Raw genomic sequence first — 15,277 nt, 5'->3', positions numbered from 1 at the left:
GCAGCAGGCCGATGACCCAACGCCCATTTCCTTTCCCGGCCCGCCTGATCGGCCTGACCCTGTGGCTGGCCGCAACCCCGGCGCTGGCACTGACCCCCAGCTTTCCCGGCCCCGCCACCCAGACCGCCAGCCGCACCGAGCCGCTGACCAGCACCCGCCTGCCGATCGGCGCCTGGACCGCCGCCACCGGCCTGCCCACCCGTCTGGCCGAAGGCGCGCTGGAACAGACCGCCTGGCGCATCGCCGCCCCCGCCGCCACGCCGCAGGCGCTTTCGACGCTGGCGCTGATGCAGCCGCTGCGGGCGCAACTGGCAGTCGAAGGATATAGGGTGCTTTTTGAATGTGAGACCGCGGCCTGCGGCGGTTTCGATTTCCGCTTTGGCGCCGAGGTGCTGCCCGAACCCGACATGCATGTCGATCTGGGCGACTTCCGCTATGTCGTGGCCGAGCGCGGCACGCCCGATGGCCCCGATCTGGTGGCGCTGATGGTCAGCCGTTCGGCCACTTCGGGGTTTGTGCAGATGACCCGCGTCGCTCCGGCAGCGGCGATGCCGGTTGTCGCCGCGGACCCGGTTCCTGCCGCCGAAGCGCCCGCGGAAACCGTCGATCTGGGCAACCGGCTGGAAACCGGCGGCTCACTGGCGCTGGACGATCTGGTGTTTTCGTCGGGCACCGCGGCCTTGGCGGAGGGCAGCTATGCCTCGCTGCAGGCACTGGCCGACTATCTGAAAGCCCACCCCGACCGCGCCATCGCCGTGGTCGGCCATACCGACGCCTCTGGCCCCTTGGCGGTGAATATTGCGCTGTCGCGCAAACGCGCCGCCTCGGTAAGGCAGGTGCTGATCGACAGCCTTGGCGTGCCCGCCACACAGGTGATCGCTGAAGGTGTGGGGTTTCTGGTGCCGCGCGCCAGCAACCTGACCGAAGCAGGCCGGGCGCAAAACAGAAGGGTCGAAGTCATGTTGACCTCGACCCAGTAGTTCACCGCACCAAGAAAATCGTTAAATCACCAGTTATCGGGCCCCTTGTCGGTATAGCGCCGGGCCAGGAAATCAATGAACGCCCGCACCTTGGGCTGGGTAAACCGCCCCGGCGGATAGACCGCATAGATGCCCAGCGTCTCCACCGGCAAGCCGGGGATCGCCTCTTCGACCTGCCCCGCCTTCATCGCCTCGGCACACAGGAACGACGGCAGATAGGCAATGCCCAAACCGGAAACCGCGGCGTTCAGCAGCGATTGGCCGTCATTCACCGTCAGCCAGCCGACCGAACGCACCTGCCGCTTTTCGCCCGAAGGTGCTGTGATCTTCCACACATTGCCATTGGCCTGATTCGAGTAATGCAGCAGCTTGTGGTCGTTCAGATCGTCGATCTTCATCGGCCGGCCAAAGCGCTGGAAATAGCTGGGGCTGGCGATCATCCGCTTGCTGGTCTCGGTCAGCTTGCGGGCGCGCAGACTGCTGTCCTCCAGATCGCCGACCCGGATAGCCAGATCGAAGCCTTCCGAGATCAGTTCGACATAGCGGTTGTTCAGCACCATGTTGACGGTGATATCGGGATATTCCAGCAGGAAATCCCCCAGAATCGGTGACAGCAGGTTCACCCCGAAATCGGTGGCAACCGAGATGCGCAGCAGCCCCGAAGGCGCCGACTGCATCGAGGTCACCAGCGCATCCGCCTCGCCCGCATCGTTCAGAACCCGCCGTGCGCGGTCATAGTAGGCCAGACCGATCTCGGTCGGACTGACCCGCCGCGTGGTGCGGTTGAGCAGCCGCGCCCCAAGCCGGGCCTCCAGCGCCGAGACGTGCTTGGACACCGCCGACTTCGAAATGCCCATCTTCTTTGCCGCGTCGGTAAAGCCCCCCTGGTCCACCACAGTGGCAAAGGCTTCCATTTCGGTCAGTCGGTCCATTGTATTCCCCATGCGAACTTATGCGGGTTGATGATCCCTATTGGCCCTCAAATCGGGCGAGATAGCGGCAGGGGCGCGACAAGTCCGGGGTATTAACGCGGATCGTTGATGGCGGGGAAACAGCCTGACCTGCGCGGAAAACCAGCGTTTGTTGCGAAATCTATCGGCGGAAAAAGGGTAAGGCCCGACAGATCGGCAGGAAACTGTTCCAGTTCTGACGATGAATGGGCAGGGTTTTGTCGGCCTTCCTGCCGGTTTCCGAAGTCTGATGGAACAGTGTTCCGCAATGGCCTATCTGCAAGGTCCGGGGGATGGCATCCTGCCACCTCCGGACGATTCTTTGCGCAGATCAAGGAGACAACCATGACCCGCCTGACCTTCATTGCTGCAGTATTTGGGCTTTCGGTTGCACCGGCGCTGACCGCGGATGGGTTCGCCAGCATCGACGCCAATGCCGATGGCGGCGTGGATCAGGACGAGCTGACCAAGGCGCTGGCCGAAAAGGTTCTGGTCACCGAAGGCTGACCGCAAAAGGGGCGTCATGCCCCTCACATTCAAACCTGCATCGCCGTCAGCCGGGCCACGAAGAACGGCACAAACTGCGGCGTGCCGAAGAAATTGCCGGCCTGCAGTTCGGTCGGGATGGTAAAGCCGTGAAAGCTGCCCCAGCCGCGGCAATGGCCACCGAACGGTTGCAGCCGGTAAACCTTGTCGGCATTGGCAGAGGACCAGCGCTGCGTGAAGGCTTCGGTAATCCGGCCCTCGGCGTCGATGCGCAGCATCACCGGCTCGATCTGCGGCAGGGCGTCAAAGCGCACTGCCGCCAGATCGGGCCCCACCACCTGCCAGCGCGCCCCGAACTGCGGCAACAGCGCCGCCGGGTTCCACAGGGTTTCCAGGACCATCCGCGCCGCCGCCGAGCGGGCAAAATCCGCCGTGCCGCCAGCCCGCACCAGCGGCACGACCCCGGCCAGCCAGAACCGCATCCAACTGCTCTGGCCCGCCAGATAGCCGTCGGCCCCGGAAAACCCGAACAGGCCGCGGCCCACCTTGGCACGCCAGACAAACCCCTGCGGCGGCGCCATGATCTGGCTGGCCTGCATCGGCAGCGCCCGTCCGTTCAGGATGAACTCTCCGGTCATCGTGATTTCCACCACGCGATGCAGCGGTGTTCCGGGCGCGATGGCCTGCGCAAAGAACCGCCGCACGATCTCGGGCTGATCCTGCAGCGTGGCGGGGTCGAACAAAGGCGGCGCCGGATCGCGGGTGGCGCGCAACGCCTGCCAGACCGTTTCGGCGTGTTTGGTGTCCATGGCCTTGCGCCATAAAGCGGCCAGAACCGCCGCTGCCACAGCACCAAGCCCCAACAGCAGCCAAATACCCATCGTGTCGCCTCCGGCTCAATCCGGCATCAAGGTAGCAGGGCTGCACCCGGCAAAGGCTGATACAGCGCAGTGCTGCCGCCCCTAAAGCACCGCCGCCAGCCTTGCAGCCTGATCAATCGCCCGCTTGGCATCCAGCTCGCCTGCATCCTCGGCCCCGCCAATGCGGCGATGCGCGATGCCCGCGGCGGTCAGCGCATCGGAAAGCCCGCGCTGGGGCAACTGGCCCGCGCACAGCACCACGGTGTCAACTGCCAGCAGGTCGGGCTGGCCGTCGCGCAGAATCTCAAGGCCCTCGGGCGTGATGCGCTGATAGCTGACCCCGCCCAGCATCCGCACACCTTTCGCCGCCAGGGCCGCGCGGTGAATCCAGCCGGTGGTCTTACCCAAGGTCCGCCCCGGCTTTTCCGGCTTGCGCTGCAACAGCCAGACCTCGCGGGCGGCAGGTTCCGGCTGCGGCCCGGCAACAGCCAGCCCGCCCGGCACCAGCCCCGGATCGCCCACCCCCCATTCGCGCCGCCACAGGCCGGGATCCAGCGTCGGGCTGACCCCGCCTTGCACCAGAAACTCCGCCACATCGAAACCGATGCCGCCCGCGCCGACCACCGCGACGCGACGCCCCACCGCGGCCCCGCGCAGCACCTCGGCGTAACCCCGCACGTTCGCGGCATCCTGCCCGGCAATCCCCGGATCGCGCGGCACCACCCCGGTCGCCACCACCACGTCATCAAAGCCCGCAAGATCGGCTACCCCGGCGCACCGCCCCAGCCGCACCTCGACCCCCAGCCGCACCACTTCCGCCGTGAACCAACGCAGCAACCCGTCGAATTCCTCTTTGCCCGGCACCCGCCGCGCCAGATCAAGCTGCCCACCCAAGGCCGCCGAAGCCTCGAACAGCACCACCCGATGCCCACGCTCCGCCGCCACCATGGCGCACATCATCCCGGCAGGCCCACCGCCGACCACCGCCACCCTTTTGGGCACCTCGGCCTTGGCATAAACCAGTGAGGTCTCGTGGCAGGCGCGCGGGTTCACCAGACAGGAGGTCAGTTTCCCGGCAAAGGTATGATCCAGACAGGCCTGATTGCAGGCGATGCAGGGCGCGATCTGCCCCGCCCGCCCGCTGGCCGCCTTGGCCACAAAGTCGGGATCGGCCAGAAACGGCCGCGCCATCGACACCATGTCGGCCAGCCCCTCGGCCAGGATCGTTTCGCCCACCTCGGGCGCGTTGATCCGGTTCGAAGCGATCACCGGGATCGTCACGGCCCGCCGCAGCCGACCGGTCAGATGCGCAAACGCCGCCCGCGGCACGCTTGTGGCAATCGTCGGCACCCGCGCCTCGTGCCAGCCGATGCCGGTGTTCAACAGACTGGCCCCCGCCGCCTGCACCGCTGTCGCAAGCTGCACAACCTCGTCCCAACTGCTGCCATCGGGCACCAGATCAATCAGTGAAATCCGGTAGATGATAAGAAAATCCGGCCCTACCGCCGCCCGCACCCGGGCCACCACCTCGACCGGCAGCCGCATCCGGTTGGCGTAACTGCCGCCCCAATCGTCGGTGCGCCGGTTGACATGCCGCACCAGAAACTGGTTCAGGAAATAGCCTTCCGACCCCATGATCTCGACGCCGTCATAGCCCGCATCACGCGCCCGCACCGCCGCCGTCACAATATCGGTGATCTGTTTCTCGATTCCCGCCGCGTCCAGCGCGGCAGGCGCAAACGGCGAGATCGGCGAGCGCACCGCCGAAGCCGACACACAATCCTTGCCATAGGCATAGCGCCCGGCATGCAGGATCTGCATCGCGATCCGCCCGCCCGCCCCGTGAACCCGATCTGTCACCTGCCGGTGGTTGGCAATATCGCCCGCGTCAAACAGCCCCGCCGCACCGGGAAACACCCCGCCCTCGCGGTTTGGCGCCATACCGCCGGTCACCATCAGCGCCACGCCGCCCCGCGCCCGCGCCGCGTAAAACTCCGCCACAGCACCCCAGTCGCCGCGTTCCTCCAGCCCGGTGTGCATCGAGCCCATCAGCACCCGGTTGGGCAACACCAGATGCCCCAGGTCCAGCGGCGCCAGCAGATGCGGAAATTCGGCCATCATGTCTTCCCCGCATGGCTCCCGTCAGACCGCCATCCTGCCCGCAAGCCCATGCCCTGTCACGGGCCTACGCCACGTCACCACTTCCTGCTTCTTCTCTGGAAAAATATCCTCGGGGGGAGCCCTGGCCCCGGCCAGGGCGTGGGGGGCAGACAGCCCCCCGTCTGTCAGCCCGCCGTCTCCAGACAATGCCGCCGGAACGCCCGCTTCAGCATGTCCAGCTCCGCCCGCAGCAGATCGACCTCGGCGCGCAGATCGTCCTCCATCGCCACACCGGTGATCACGGTGAAATGCGCCAGCGTCTCGCCGCTGGTCTTGTCGCGGATCAGGAAGGTCTGCACCCCCTCACTCAACAACTGCGGCGGGATCGGCACCCGCACCGCCCATTCGCCGGGCCGCTCGGTCAGTTCGGAGATGCCCACGCCACCCAGCACCGCCTGCTGATGCAGCACCTCCAGCGCCGGCCGCACCGGGCTGCCGCTCAGCACACCTTCCCAGACCCCGGCCCGGATGCGCGTCTTGGTCAGACGGATGTCGGACATCATTCCTCCTTACAAATCGGCGCGCGGGTGGCGGCAGAAGGTCACGTCACGCAGGATGATCTGGTTCATCTCCGGCCCTTCGAAGATCAGATCGACCCAGATCTTCTCCACCCGCTTTTCGTTCATCTTGGAATAGGTCAGATCGAACTCCACCATCACCTCTTCGGCGGCCAGCGGCAGTTCGCGCACGATCTGTTCGACGTTCGGCCCGTGCTTGATGTTCAGCCGGGCAAAGATTTCCAGCGGCTTCTCCATCTCCACCACCGCATCCAGCCGGATCAGATGCTTCAGCTTCAGCCCCTCGATGCCTTCGGGCGGGAAATCCAGCACCAGCGACAGGAAACTGCCGTCAAAGCGGAACACGTCCATCCGCAGCCCGAACGGCGCCAGATCGACCTCGCGGTTGTTGCGGATCTGGCGCACCGTCAGCTCGCTGCGGCGGCAGTCGTGGAACACCGTGGCCCCGTTGCAGATCTCGGCCTTGCCGGGCACCGAGGAAAACCCCGGCACCGGAATCTCGCCGCGCCACAGATCGGGGCGCCAGACCCAGTCGGCGCCCATCGGCTTGCGGATGGCGTTCGAGCCGATCACCGGCAGCGCCAGCCGGTGTTCGGCCACATGGATCACCCGGTCCAACTGCCGGCGCACCTGCCGCGCCCGGCCGCGCAGATCGCGCAGGTCTTCCAGATTCAGATTGTCAGCCTCGTCGGCCAGCTTTTCCCAACGCCGCAGAAAGCGCCGGTTGGTCATCCGGTCGAGGACGCTGTTGAACTTGCCTGCCATCGCCGCGCTACTCGCAATCCTGCCGTTTCACTGCCAATTGCTCCGAATTGTTGCTCAGGAGGAAACGATTCTTTTATTGCTGCAAAAGTGTGAATACTCCACCCCACCGGCCCGCCTGTGACAAAGAAAATTGGCAAGGGACGCCACGTCAGCGGTTTGCGGCCCGCGTGGCGGCAACAAACCCGTCCAGCAGCGCCCGCCCGGATGTGGCCGACAAGGGGGCCGCCTGGGTGCCGGTGACGGTCAGCGTCACCAGATGCCCCGCCACCCCCAGCACCGCGCGCCAGCTTGCCGCCTCGGCCGGACTGTCGGGGTTGGGGCTGGTGTCGGTGACGCGCATCACGAACGCATCCCCCGCAACGGCCGCCTGCTGCACCGTCACCGCTGCGGCCCGCCCGCTGTGGCTGAGCGCCGCCCTGCCCTGATCCGACCCGAAATAGGCCGCCAGCGCCGGACCGTTGGCGGCAATGTCCATGCCGCTGCCCGCCGCCGCCACCGCCGCCGTCAGAATCGCCCGGGCCTGCGGCGTGCCCGGCCCGCCGGTGCAGCGCCCGATCAGCACCAGCGCCGAATCGTCGCCTTGCATCACCCCCGTCGGGTCGATGCAGTACCCGCCGGGTGCTGCCACCTTGACCGCACCGCCCAACACCGGCTGCACCCGCATCCCCGCTCCGGGCACGCAGGCCAGCAACAGCGGCAGACATGCCAGCCAAGCGATTCTTCCACGCACCGCACCAAACCGCATCACCATAACCACCTTCCACGCCCGAACCGCCCGGCCTCAGCGATAAGCGGCCCGCCAGGCACGGGCAAGACCGGATCAGCGGCCAAAATGTCAGTTTGCCAGCCGAAAGGAACCGGGCTAGACACGCGCCATGGAACAGTCCTTGAACCTCATCCGCTTCGAGCCCGCGAAAATCCTGTATGTGCTGACGCCGAAATGCGGCTCGAGCAGCATGGTCAACATCTTCCTGACCATGGCCGGATTTGACCCGCGCGAGCACGGCATCCGCAAACTGGCCCGCTCGGCCTCGACCGAAAGCACGCTTGCAGCGCAGGGGCTGTTCTTCAGCAACACCGATACTGCCGGCGTGCTGCGCAGCCACGCGGAATTCCCCGAACACAAGCTGCTGGCGAATATCCGCAATCCTGCCGACCGGGTGCTTTCGAACTATTACAACAAGCTCAACCGCTACACCAAGCAATATGCCTTTGGCATTTATGCCTATGGCAAGCTGCGGCAATTCATGGAAGGTCCGAAATCCTGGCGCCGGGTGGCACGCGGCAATGCCTACATGCAGCGGCATCTGAGTTTTCAGGCGCTGCTGGATGGGCTGGAACAGCATGGACCGGGGTTTGATGCGCATTACGCCCTGCAATCAGAGCTGCTGGCACTGGACAAGCTGCACTATGCGCATTTGTTCCGGCTGGAAAACCTTGACGCCGATTTCCGTGATGCCATGGCGGGCTTTGGCCTGCCATCACAGATGCTGGACCGCGTGAAGGCCGTGCCACGCAACAACCCCTCGGCCTACGGCGGTCGCGCCGACGCGCTGATGACGCCGCAAGCCCGCGCCAGCATCGCCCGGATCTATGCCGCCGATTTCGCGGCGCTGGGTTACCCGGTCTGACGCAACCGGGCACGCCGAACCCGCCGCGAATTCGGCGGGATCGCACTTGCAAATCCACCAGGGCGGCTAGAGCGGATTTCAGCCCGGAAAAGGCGCCATGGCGTCGCACCCGTATCCATCCCGATTGCAATTTTGCCCCCTGCGGCTTATTGCGGTCCAAACCTGAACGATCAAAGGGCCCCCACCATGAACTGGATCACCAACTACGTCCGCCCGAAGATCAATTCGCTGTTTTCCCGCCGCGAGGTGCCGGAAAATCTGTGGACCAAGTGCCCCGAATGCGGGACCATGCTGTTCCACCGCGAACTGTCGGACAATCTGAACGTGTGCACCAGTTGTGATCACCACATGGCGATCACCCCGCGCGAGCGGTTCAAGGCGTTGTTCGACAATGGCAAGTTTCTTGAGGTCCGCGTGCCCGATGTGGCCGCCGATCCGTTGCATTTTCGCGACCAGAAGAAATATCCCGAACGGCTGAAGGCCGCGCAGAAAGCCAGCGGCGAGAAAGACGCCATGCTGGTGGCCGAGGGCGAGATTGGCCGCACGCCGATCGTGGCCATCGGTCAGGATTTCTCGTTCATGGGCGGCTCGATGGGGATGTATGTCGGCAATGCGATCATTGCCGCCGCCCAACGCGCCGTGGCGCTGAACCGGCCCTTGGTGCTGTTTGCCGCTGCTGGCGGTGCACGGATGCAGGAAGGTATTCTCAGCCTGATGCAGATGCCGCGCAGCACCGTGGCGGTGCAGATGCTGAAAGAGGCGGGGCTGCCGTATGTGGTCGTGTTGACCCACCCCACCACCGGTGGTGTGACGGCTTCCTATGCCATGCTGGGCGACGTGCAGATTGCCGAGCCGGGCGCGCTGATCTGTTTTGCCGGGCCACGGGTGATCGAACAGACGATCCGCGAAAAGCTGCCCGAGGGCTTCCAGCGCGCCGAATACCTGCTGGACCATGGCATGCTGGACCGCGTGACCCATCGCAAGGCCTTGAAGGACGAGCTGGTGACCATCCTGCGCATGCTGTGCGGCTTGCCGCCGGCAGTGGCGGGCGATCTGCCGGCACCGGATGCCAGCACTGTCGCCCCGGTGGTGACGCCTGCGCCGGTGGTGGAACCCGAAGTGGTGCCGGTGGTCGTGGCCGCCGCTGCCGCTGCCGCAGTTGCGCCGGAACCCGCCCCGGTCGAAGTGCCGGTGGAACCGGAACCCGTGGTGGTGCCCGAGCCGGTGCCGGTGCCGGAACCGCAGCCCGAGCCCGCACCGCAGCCGCCGGTCGAGATGCCGATCGACCTGCCGGAATCGATGCCGGAAGACGCGCCGACCGAAATCCCGGACGAAACCGCCACCGCCGAGAAATGACCTCCGGCTCGGATGCCGTTCTGCAACGGATGATGACCCTGCATCCCAAGGTCATCGACCTGACCTTGGACCGGGTGCACCGGCTGCTGACCGCCCTTGGCAACCCCGAGCGGCGGCTGCCGCCGGTGATTCATATCGCGGGCACCAATGGCAAAGGCTCGACCCAGGCGATGATTCGCGCCGGGATGGAGGCGGCTGGCAAAACCGTTCACGCCTATACCTCGCCGCATCTGGCGCGGTTTCACGAACGCATCCGGCTGGCGGGGGAACTGATCTCGGAACCGGCGCTGACCGCCTTGCTGGATGAGTGCGTGGCCGCCAACGGCCCTGACGAGATCACGTTTTTCGAGATCACCACCTGTGCGGCGTTTCTGGCATTCGCGCGCACGCCCGCCGATTACACCCTACTGGAGGTCGGCCTTGGCGGGCGGCTGGATGCGACCAATGTGGTGGAACACCCGGCGCTGTGCATCATCACCCCGGTTTCCATCGACCATCAGCAGTATCTGGGCGAGACGCTGGCGGAAATCGCTGGCGAAAAAGCCGGGATTATCAAGCGCCTGACCCCTTGCGTGGTCGGCCCGCAGGCCGAAGACGGGCTGGTGGTGATCGAGACTCGCGCCGCAAGGCTGGGGGCACCGCTGCTGGCGCAGGGGCAGGATTGGCATGTCTGGGCCGAGGCCGGGCGGCTGGTGTTTCAGGATGGCAATGGCTTGCTGGACCTGCCGCTGCCCAACCTGCCCGGCCCGCATCAGATCGACAATGCCGGGGCGGCGCTGGCGGCCTTGCGGTTTCTGGGCTTTGACGCCGCCGCCTGCGAAGCCGCGGTGACCCGCGCCGAATGGCCGGCCCGGATGCAGCGGTTGCGCACGGGGCCGCTGGCCGCAAGCGCGCCGGGGGTCGAGCTTTGGCTGGACGGCGGCCACAATCCGGCGGGCGGCCAGGCGATTGCCGCAACCCTGGCGGCAATGCCAAAGCGCCCGACGCATCTGATCTGCGGCATGCTGAACACCAAGGACATCGGTGGCTATCTGGCGCCGCTGGCGCCACAGGTGCAAAGCCTGCACGCGGTGTCGATCCCCGGCGAGGCCAACACCCTGCCCGCCGAAGCCACCTGTGCCGCCGCCCTTGCCGCCGGGATGCAGGCCACCACGGCGGTTTCGGTTGCCGCCGCGCTGGCCGATATTGCGGCAGATGACCCCGCAGCGCGGGTGCTGATCTGCGGCTCATTGTATCTGGCGGGCAGCATCCTGCGGGAAAACGGCTGACAGACGCGAAATATCGCGCGCAGACTTGCATCCCGCCACAGGATCGTCAGAAACCCGGCGCAAACCGTTGCGAAACGCCCCCAGCGAGCCTGCCCATGCGTGACCTGACCCCGAACCCCGCCGATCTGGACCCGATCGAGACCGCCTCGCGCGACGAGATTTCGGCGCTGCAACGGACGCGGCTGCAAGCCACACTGCGCCATGCCCATGCCAACATGCCAGGGGTGGCGGCGAAGTTTGCAGCCGCGGGCGTGCATCCGGGCGACCTGCGCCAGTTGGACGATATCGCCCGCTTTCCCTTCACCGAAAAGGCCGATCTGCGGGCGGCCTATCCGTTCGGGATGTTTGCCGTGCCGCGGCAACAGCTGGTGCGGCTGCACGCCTCCTCGGGCACCACCGGCAAGCCCACGGTGGTCGGCTATTCCGCCCGCGATCTGGACACCTGGTCGGGGCTGATGGCGCGCAGCCTGCGGGCGGCGGGCACCCGTCCGGGCGATGTGGTGCATGTGGCCTATGGCTACGGGCTGTTTACCGGCGGCTTCGGCGCGCATTACGGAGCGGAACGCCTGGGTTGCACCGTGGTGCCGGTGTCGGGTGGCATGACGCCGCGACAGGTGACGCTGATCGAGGATTTCGGTGCCACCACGATTTGCGTGACGCCCAGCTACCTGTTGTCGATTCTGGATGAATACCGCGCGCAAGGCCGCGACCCGGTGGCCAGCCCGCTGCAAACCAGCATGTTGGGCGGCGAGCCCTGGACCAACGCCATGCGCGCCGAGATCGAGGGCGCGTTCGACATGCATGCCATTGATTGCTATGGGCTTTCCGAGGTGATGGGGCCTGGGGTGGCGATGGAATGTGTGGAAACCAAGGATGGCCCGCATCTGTGGGAGGACCATTTCTACCCCGAGATCATCGACCCCGACACCGGCGCCGTGCTGCCCGATGGTGCCTTTGGCGAGTTGGTGCTGACCTCGCTGACCAAGGAGGCGCTGCCGATCATCCGCTATCGCACCCGCGATCTGACCCGGTTGTTGCCTGGCACGGCGCGCACGATGCGGCGGATCGACAAGGTGCTGGGGCGCAGTGACGACATGATCATCCTGCGCGGCGTCAACCTGTTTCCGGGGCAGATCGAGGAGCAGGTGCTGGCGCAACCCGGCCTTGCGCCGCATTTCCAGATCGAACTCAGCCGTCAGGGCCGGATGGACGGCATGGCGGTGCTGGTGGAAACCGCCAGCCCTTGCGATGACGCAACCCGGGCGCAGATCGCGGCACGGCTGGGCAAGCGGATCAAGCAGACGCTGGGGATGTCGGCCGATATCCGGGTGGGGCCGCCGGGCAGCGTGGCGCGCAGTGCGGGCAAGGCGCTGCGGGTGGTGGATTTGCGGCCGAAAGGCTAGGTCGCACAGCCCAACCGACTGCCGTCTTTGCCAAACGCGCAAGGGCCACAAAACAACCGCACCAGGCCTCGGTTTCACCGCAGGAAAAGCGCCGTCCTGCCCACCCGGAACAGGGCACAGCCGGTTTCGTGGGCACCAAGACAAGACCCACCCGGTCTATTCTGGCCTGCAAGCTTCAGCTTGGCCTGCGCCCGGAAAAGCTCCAGGCAAAGCCGTCGCAGGGGTCGTCAAGCAGGCCGGTCAGCTCGTCGTCCAGCTTCATCAGCGTGATCGAGGCCCCGATCATGTCAAGCGAGGTGCAGTAATGCCCGACCAGCGTGCTGTGCACTGCGATCTCGCGCGCTTCCAGCCGTTTGCGCAGCCGCCGGTTCAGGATCAGCAACTCCATCATCGGCGTGCCACCCAGCGAGTTGACCAGCACCGCCACCCGGTCGCCGGGACGCGGCTGCATCTCGGCAAAGATCCGGTCGCAGATCTGGTCCACGATGCGGTCGGCGCTTTCGATCGGCACCCGCGTCACCCCCGGCTCGCCATGGACGCCGACGCCGAATTCCATGTCGTCCTCGCCGATCTTGAAGCTGGGCCGCTGGGTGTCGGGCATCGAGCAGCTTTCCATCGCCACGCCGATGGTGTGGCAGGCGTCGTTGGCCTTGCGCGCCAGCCGCTCACATTCGGCCAGCCCATACATCCGGGCACTGGCCGCCCCGGCGATCTTGAACACGAAGACATTGCCCGCCGTGCCGCGCCGCGCCGCGCGGTCGTCGTGCGCTGCCGAGGCGATGTCGTCGCTGGTCAGCACCGTGCGCACCTCGATGCCCTCGGCCCCGGCCAGATCGGCCGCCATGTCGAAGTTCATCACGTCGCCGGTATAGTTGCCATAAACATACAGCACGCCTGCGCCACGGTGCGCGTCGCGGGTGCAGGCCAGCACCCGGTCGGGCGGCGGCGAGGCAAAGACGTTGCCGACTGCCACCGCATCCGCCAGCCCCGGGCCGACAAAGCCCAGAAAGCTGGGTTCGTGCCCCGCGCCGCCACCGATGACCACGCCAACCTTGCCGGCAGGCTTGGCGGCCCGGGCGCGGATGGCGCGGGGCGAGCCGTCGATCGGCTCGATATGGTCGGGAAAGGCGGCGAAAGCCCCTTCCAGCGCCTCGTTCACCGCGTCTTTCGGGCTGTTCAGGAATTTCTTGATCCGGCTGCGCAGCAGGTCGCTTCTGGCCGGGGTGGCCGAAGCACGCCGCACCCCGATCTTTTCCACCGCCACCCCGTCGGCGCGCAGGATGCCCTCGGCGGTGGCCACGTCGGTCACCAGCGTCGTCACCGCGCCGCCGTGCAAGGCTGCCAGGATCGGCGGCACCTTGTCATAGCCGCCGGCAATCAGCACCCGCGTCGGCACCTTGCGCAACTGGTCCAGATCAAGCCCGATGGTGCGGTCGCGCAGCGGTCCGTCCACCTCGTTGCCCTGCGCGTCAATGATCCGGCCCAGCATCGAGCCGACCGCCCCGGCATAGACCTGCTGCAGGTGCGAATCGAAAAAGCCGGAATTGTAGATCGTCGATGAAGGCCGCAGGCTGGAGACGCCAAAGAAGATGCGGTCCAGCCGTTGCAGGTTCTGCAATTGCTCGGCGATCACCGGCTCGCGTTCCAGCATCCGCTTGGCTTCGGGCGACGACACGATGGCCGGGGCCGAGATCGGCACGAAGCTGGCGTTCAGCCGTTCGGCCAGCCTTGTGGCACAGGCCTCGGGCGTGTAGTTGATCGCCGCCGTGGTGCCGCCGGTGGATTGCACCACCGTCACGTCGATCACGTGGATATCGCGCACCGCATTGGCCAGCGCCAGCATGGTGCGCCCCCACGAGATGCCGATGATGTCGCCCGAATGGATCACCGACTTCACCGCCAGCGCCCCCGCCCCGCCCAGCCGGTCGAAGATCGACCGCTCGCCGCCCTCGCCGGGCACCACGAGGCAATCGTCGATGCCGAAATGCTCTTCGATGGCGCGGGCGATCGACAGCGCGCGCAGCCGTGGCGCCGAGATCGAGATGTTGACGATGCCGCTGGACCGCGCGTCGGCCAGATAGGCGTTCACCGTGGGGCGCGAGGCGCCAAGCTGGTCGGCAATCTCGCTTTGGGTCAGCCCCTCTTCGTAATACAGCCAGCTTGCCAGCAGCAGCGGGTCGTCGCCAAAGCGCAGCGGCGGGCGGCCCAGCCGGGCCATGTCCTTGACGCTGCGGGGGCGCGGGGCGGCCATCAGGCGGCGCTTGCCAGAGTGTCGGCGATGGCCGCCAGAATGATCGCCGCCGAAGCGCCGCCGGGGTCAAGATGGCCAAGGCTGCGCTCTTTCAGACGCGAGGCCCGGCCGCGGGCGGCGATCATCGTGACCGTGGTTTCGCGGGCCTGTTCGGCTGCCATGCGCAGCGCCCGCGCCACCTCGGCGGGGCTGCCGCCTTCGGCGGCTGCGGCGATGGCGGCGTGACCTGCGGGATACCACACGTCGATCATGGTCTTGTCACCGAGTTCGGCCTGCCCGCGCGCCTTGATGCCGTCGGCCATCGCCACCACCAGCCGGCCGATCTGCTGCCGGTCAAGATCGCCCGCCTCCAGCAGCCGCGCGCCGTGCAGAAAGGCGGTGGCATACAGCGGCCCGACCGTGGCGCCGACCTCGGCCAGAAAGGTCGAGGCGGCGTCGCGCAGCACCGCGGCGGGCGTTGCCTCCTGCCGGGCCATGCCGCGCAGGTGGTCGTTGATGGCGGCAAAACCGTTGGCCATCGAGGTGCCGTGATCACCGTCGCCGATCTCGCCATCCAGCGCGCACAGCGCCTGACGCTCGGCTTCAAGCCGGTCGGCGGCGCGGCGGAACACCGCAATCAGAAAGGCGCTGTCAATGCTGGACATGCCGA

General features: G+C 66.5%; 14 protein-coding genes. 6 read left to right on the top strand and 8 right to left on the bottom strand.

Annotated features, from left to right (window positions below; translation table 11 throughout):
• The first annotated feature begins 11 nt into the window (after positions 1 to 11).
• Complete coding sequence (locus RSW2DRAFT_RS04475) at positions 12 to 980, top strand: OmpA family protein (protein ID WP_083800642.1); 969 nt, start codon at positions 12 to 14, stop codon at positions 978 to 980.
• Positions 981 to 1,006: 26 nt separating this feature from the next.
• On the opposite strand, the gene RSW2DRAFT_RS04470 is transcribed toward RSW2DRAFT_RS04475, so the two are convergent.
• On the bottom strand, positions 1,007 to 1,912 hold the full coding sequence (locus tag RSW2DRAFT_RS04470) for a LysR family transcriptional regulator (RefSeq protein WP_008028478.1): 906 nt from the start codon (positions 1,910 to 1,912) through the stop codon (positions 1,007 to 1,009).
• 363 nt (positions 1,913 to 2,275) lie between these two features.
• On the opposite strand from RSW2DRAFT_RS04470, the gene RSW2DRAFT_RS17835 reads away from it, so the two are divergent.
• Entirely contained in the window at positions 2,276 to 2,437 is a 162-nt protein-coding gene (locus RSW2DRAFT_RS17835) for a hypothetical protein (protein WP_008028476.1), read from the top strand.
• 29 nt (positions 2,438 to 2,466) lie between these two features.
• Here the strand turns inward: RSW2DRAFT_RS17835 and RSW2DRAFT_RS04465 are convergent, their stop codons facing one another.
• From RSW2DRAFT_RS04465 to RSW2DRAFT_RS04445, 5 genes are all read right to left on the bottom strand, one after another.
• The gene (locus RSW2DRAFT_RS04465) at positions 2,467 to 3,297 is read right to left on the bottom strand and encodes a DUF6544 family protein (RefSeq protein WP_008028475.1); all 831 of its coding nucleotides are present in this window, start codon (positions 3,295 to 3,297) and stop codon (positions 2,467 to 2,469) included.
• A gap of 81 nt (positions 3,298 to 3,378) precedes the next feature.
• A complete protein-coding gene (locus tag RSW2DRAFT_RS04460; protein ID WP_008028473.1) occupies positions 3,379 to 5,394 on the bottom strand; it encodes an NADPH-dependent 2,4-dienoyl-CoA reductase in 2,016 nt (671 codons plus the stop codon).
• A 167-nt stretch (positions 5,395 to 5,561) separates the two neighbouring features.
• A complete protein-coding gene (locus RSW2DRAFT_RS04455; protein WP_008028472.1) occupies positions 5,562 to 5,936 on the bottom strand; it encodes a hypothetical protein in 375 nt (124 codons plus the stop codon).
• A gap of 9 nt (positions 5,937 to 5,945) precedes the next feature.
• Positions 5,946 to 6,719 carry a DUF6478 family protein gene (locus RSW2DRAFT_RS04450; RefSeq protein ID WP_008028470.1) on the bottom strand — a complete coding sequence of 258 codons (774 nt, stop codon included), beginning with the start codon at positions 6,717 to 6,719 and terminating at the stop codon, positions 5,946 to 5,948.
• A 148-nt stretch (positions 6,720 to 6,867) separates the two neighbouring features.
• Positions 6,868 to 7,449 carry a cation transport ATPase gene (locus RSW2DRAFT_RS04445; RefSeq protein WP_156790628.1) on the bottom strand — a complete coding sequence of 194 codons (582 nt, stop codon included), beginning with the start codon at positions 7,447 to 7,449 and terminating at the stop codon, positions 6,868 to 6,870.
• Between the two features lie 157 nt (positions 7,450 to 7,606).
• On the opposite strand from RSW2DRAFT_RS04445, the gene RSW2DRAFT_RS04440 reads away from it, so the two are divergent.
• The 4 genes from RSW2DRAFT_RS04440 to RSW2DRAFT_RS04425 all read left to right on the top strand — a co-directional run bounded on the left by RSW2DRAFT_RS04440 (position 7,607) and on the right by RSW2DRAFT_RS04425 (position 12,377).
• Positions 7,607 to 8,350 (top strand): sulfotransferase family 2 domain-containing protein, encoded by a 744-nt coding sequence (locus tag RSW2DRAFT_RS04440; protein ID WP_198008069.1) that lies wholly within the window; start codon positions 7,607 to 7,609, stop codon positions 8,348 to 8,350.
• Positions 8,351 to 8,536: 186 nt separating this feature from the next.
• Positions 8,537 to 9,706, top strand: a complete 1,170-nt coding sequence (gene accD / locus RSW2DRAFT_RS04435; RefSeq protein ID WP_008028465.1) for an acetyl-CoA carboxylase, carboxyltransferase subunit beta — start codon at positions 8,537 to 8,539, stop codon at positions 9,704 to 9,706.
• Positions 9,703 to 10,974, top strand: a complete 1,272-nt coding sequence (locus RSW2DRAFT_RS04430) for a bifunctional folylpolyglutamate synthase/dihydrofolate synthase (protein WP_008028462.1) — start codon at positions 9,703 to 9,705, stop codon at positions 10,972 to 10,974. Before accD ends, RSW2DRAFT_RS04430 begins: the two co-directional genes overlap by 4 nt.
• A gap of 95 nt (positions 10,975 to 11,069) precedes the next feature.
• The gene (locus RSW2DRAFT_RS04425) at positions 11,070 to 12,377 is read left to right on the top strand and encodes an AMP-binding protein (RefSeq protein ID WP_008028460.1); all 1,308 of its coding nucleotides are present in this window, start codon (positions 11,070 to 11,072) and stop codon (positions 12,375 to 12,377) included.
• Positions 12,378 to 12,552: 175 nt separating this feature from the next.
• On the opposite strand, the gene RSW2DRAFT_RS17365 is transcribed toward RSW2DRAFT_RS04425, so the two are convergent.
• On the bottom strand, positions 12,553 to 14,628 hold the full coding sequence (locus RSW2DRAFT_RS17365) for a bifunctional sugar-binding transcriptional regulator/dihydroxyacetone kinase subunit DhaK (RefSeq protein WP_008028458.1): 2,076 nt from the start codon (positions 14,626 to 14,628) through the stop codon (positions 12,553 to 12,555).
• The gene (dhaL, locus tag RSW2DRAFT_RS04415; RefSeq protein WP_008028456.1) at positions 14,628 to 15,272 is read right to left on the bottom strand and encodes a dihydroxyacetone kinase subunit DhaL; all 645 of its coding nucleotides are present in this window, start codon (positions 15,270 to 15,272) and stop codon (positions 14,628 to 14,630) included. The genes RSW2DRAFT_RS17365 and dhaL overlap by 1 nt, the downstream gene beginning before the upstream one ends.
• Positions 15,273 to 15,277: the final 5 nt, after the last annotated feature.

It is taken from the genome of Rhodobacter ferrooxidans, assembly GCF_000176015.1.
In the GTDB taxonomy this organism is placed as follows: Bacteria; Pseudomonadota; Alphaproteobacteria; order Rhodobacterales; family Rhodobacteraceae; genus Pseudorhodobacter_B; species Pseudorhodobacter_B ferrooxidans.
This window is presented reverse-complemented; position numbering and strand designations above follow the sequence as displayed.

Bases quoted from the DNA above. Each gene is read 5' to 3' on its own strand.
- RSW2DRAFT_RS04465 (WP_008028475.1), bottom strand. From the start codon at position 3,297: ATGGGTATTTGGCTGCTGTTGGGGCTTGGTGCTGTGGCAGCGGCGGTT.
- RSW2DRAFT_RS17835 (WP_008028476.1), top strand. From the start codon at position 2,276: ATGACCCGCCTGACCTTCATTGCTGCAGTATTTGGGCTTTCGGTTGCA.
- accD (WP_008028465.1), top strand. From the start codon at position 8,537: ATGAACTGGATCACCAACTACGTCCGCCCGAAGATCAATTCGCTGTTT.
- RSW2DRAFT_RS04460 (WP_008028473.1), bottom strand. From the start codon at position 5,394: ATGGCCGAATTTCCGCATCTGCTGGCGCCGCTGGACCTGGGGCATCTG.
- RSW2DRAFT_RS04450 (WP_008028470.1), bottom strand. From the start codon at position 6,719: ATGGCAGGCAAGTTCAACAGCGTCCTCGACCGGATGACCAACCGGCGC.
- RSW2DRAFT_RS04475 (WP_083800642.1), top strand. From the start codon at position 12: ATGACCCAACGCCCATTTCCTTTCCCGGCCCGCCTGATCGGCCTGACC.
- dhaL (WP_008028456.1), bottom strand. From the start codon at position 15,272: ATGTCCAGCATTGACAGCGCCTTTCTGATTGCGGTGTTCCGCCGCGCC.
- RSW2DRAFT_RS04430 (WP_008028462.1), top strand. From the start codon at position 9,703: ATGACCTCCGGCTCGGATGCCGTTCTGCAACGGATGATGACCCTGCAT.
- RSW2DRAFT_RS17365 (WP_008028458.1), bottom strand. From the start codon at position 14,628: ATGGCCGCCCCGCGCCCCCGCAGCGTCAAGGACATGGCCCGGCTGGGC.
- RSW2DRAFT_RS04455 (WP_008028472.1), bottom strand. From the start codon at position 5,936: ATGTCCGACATCCGTCTGACCAAGACGCGCATCCGGGCCGGGGTCTGG.
- RSW2DRAFT_RS04470 (WP_008028478.1), bottom strand. From the start codon at position 1,912: ATGGACCGACTGACCGAAATGGAAGCCTTTGCCACTGTGGTGGACCAG.
- RSW2DRAFT_RS04425 (WP_008028460.1), top strand. From the start codon at position 11,070: ATGCGTGACCTGACCCCGAACCCCGCCGATCTGGACCCGATCGAGACC.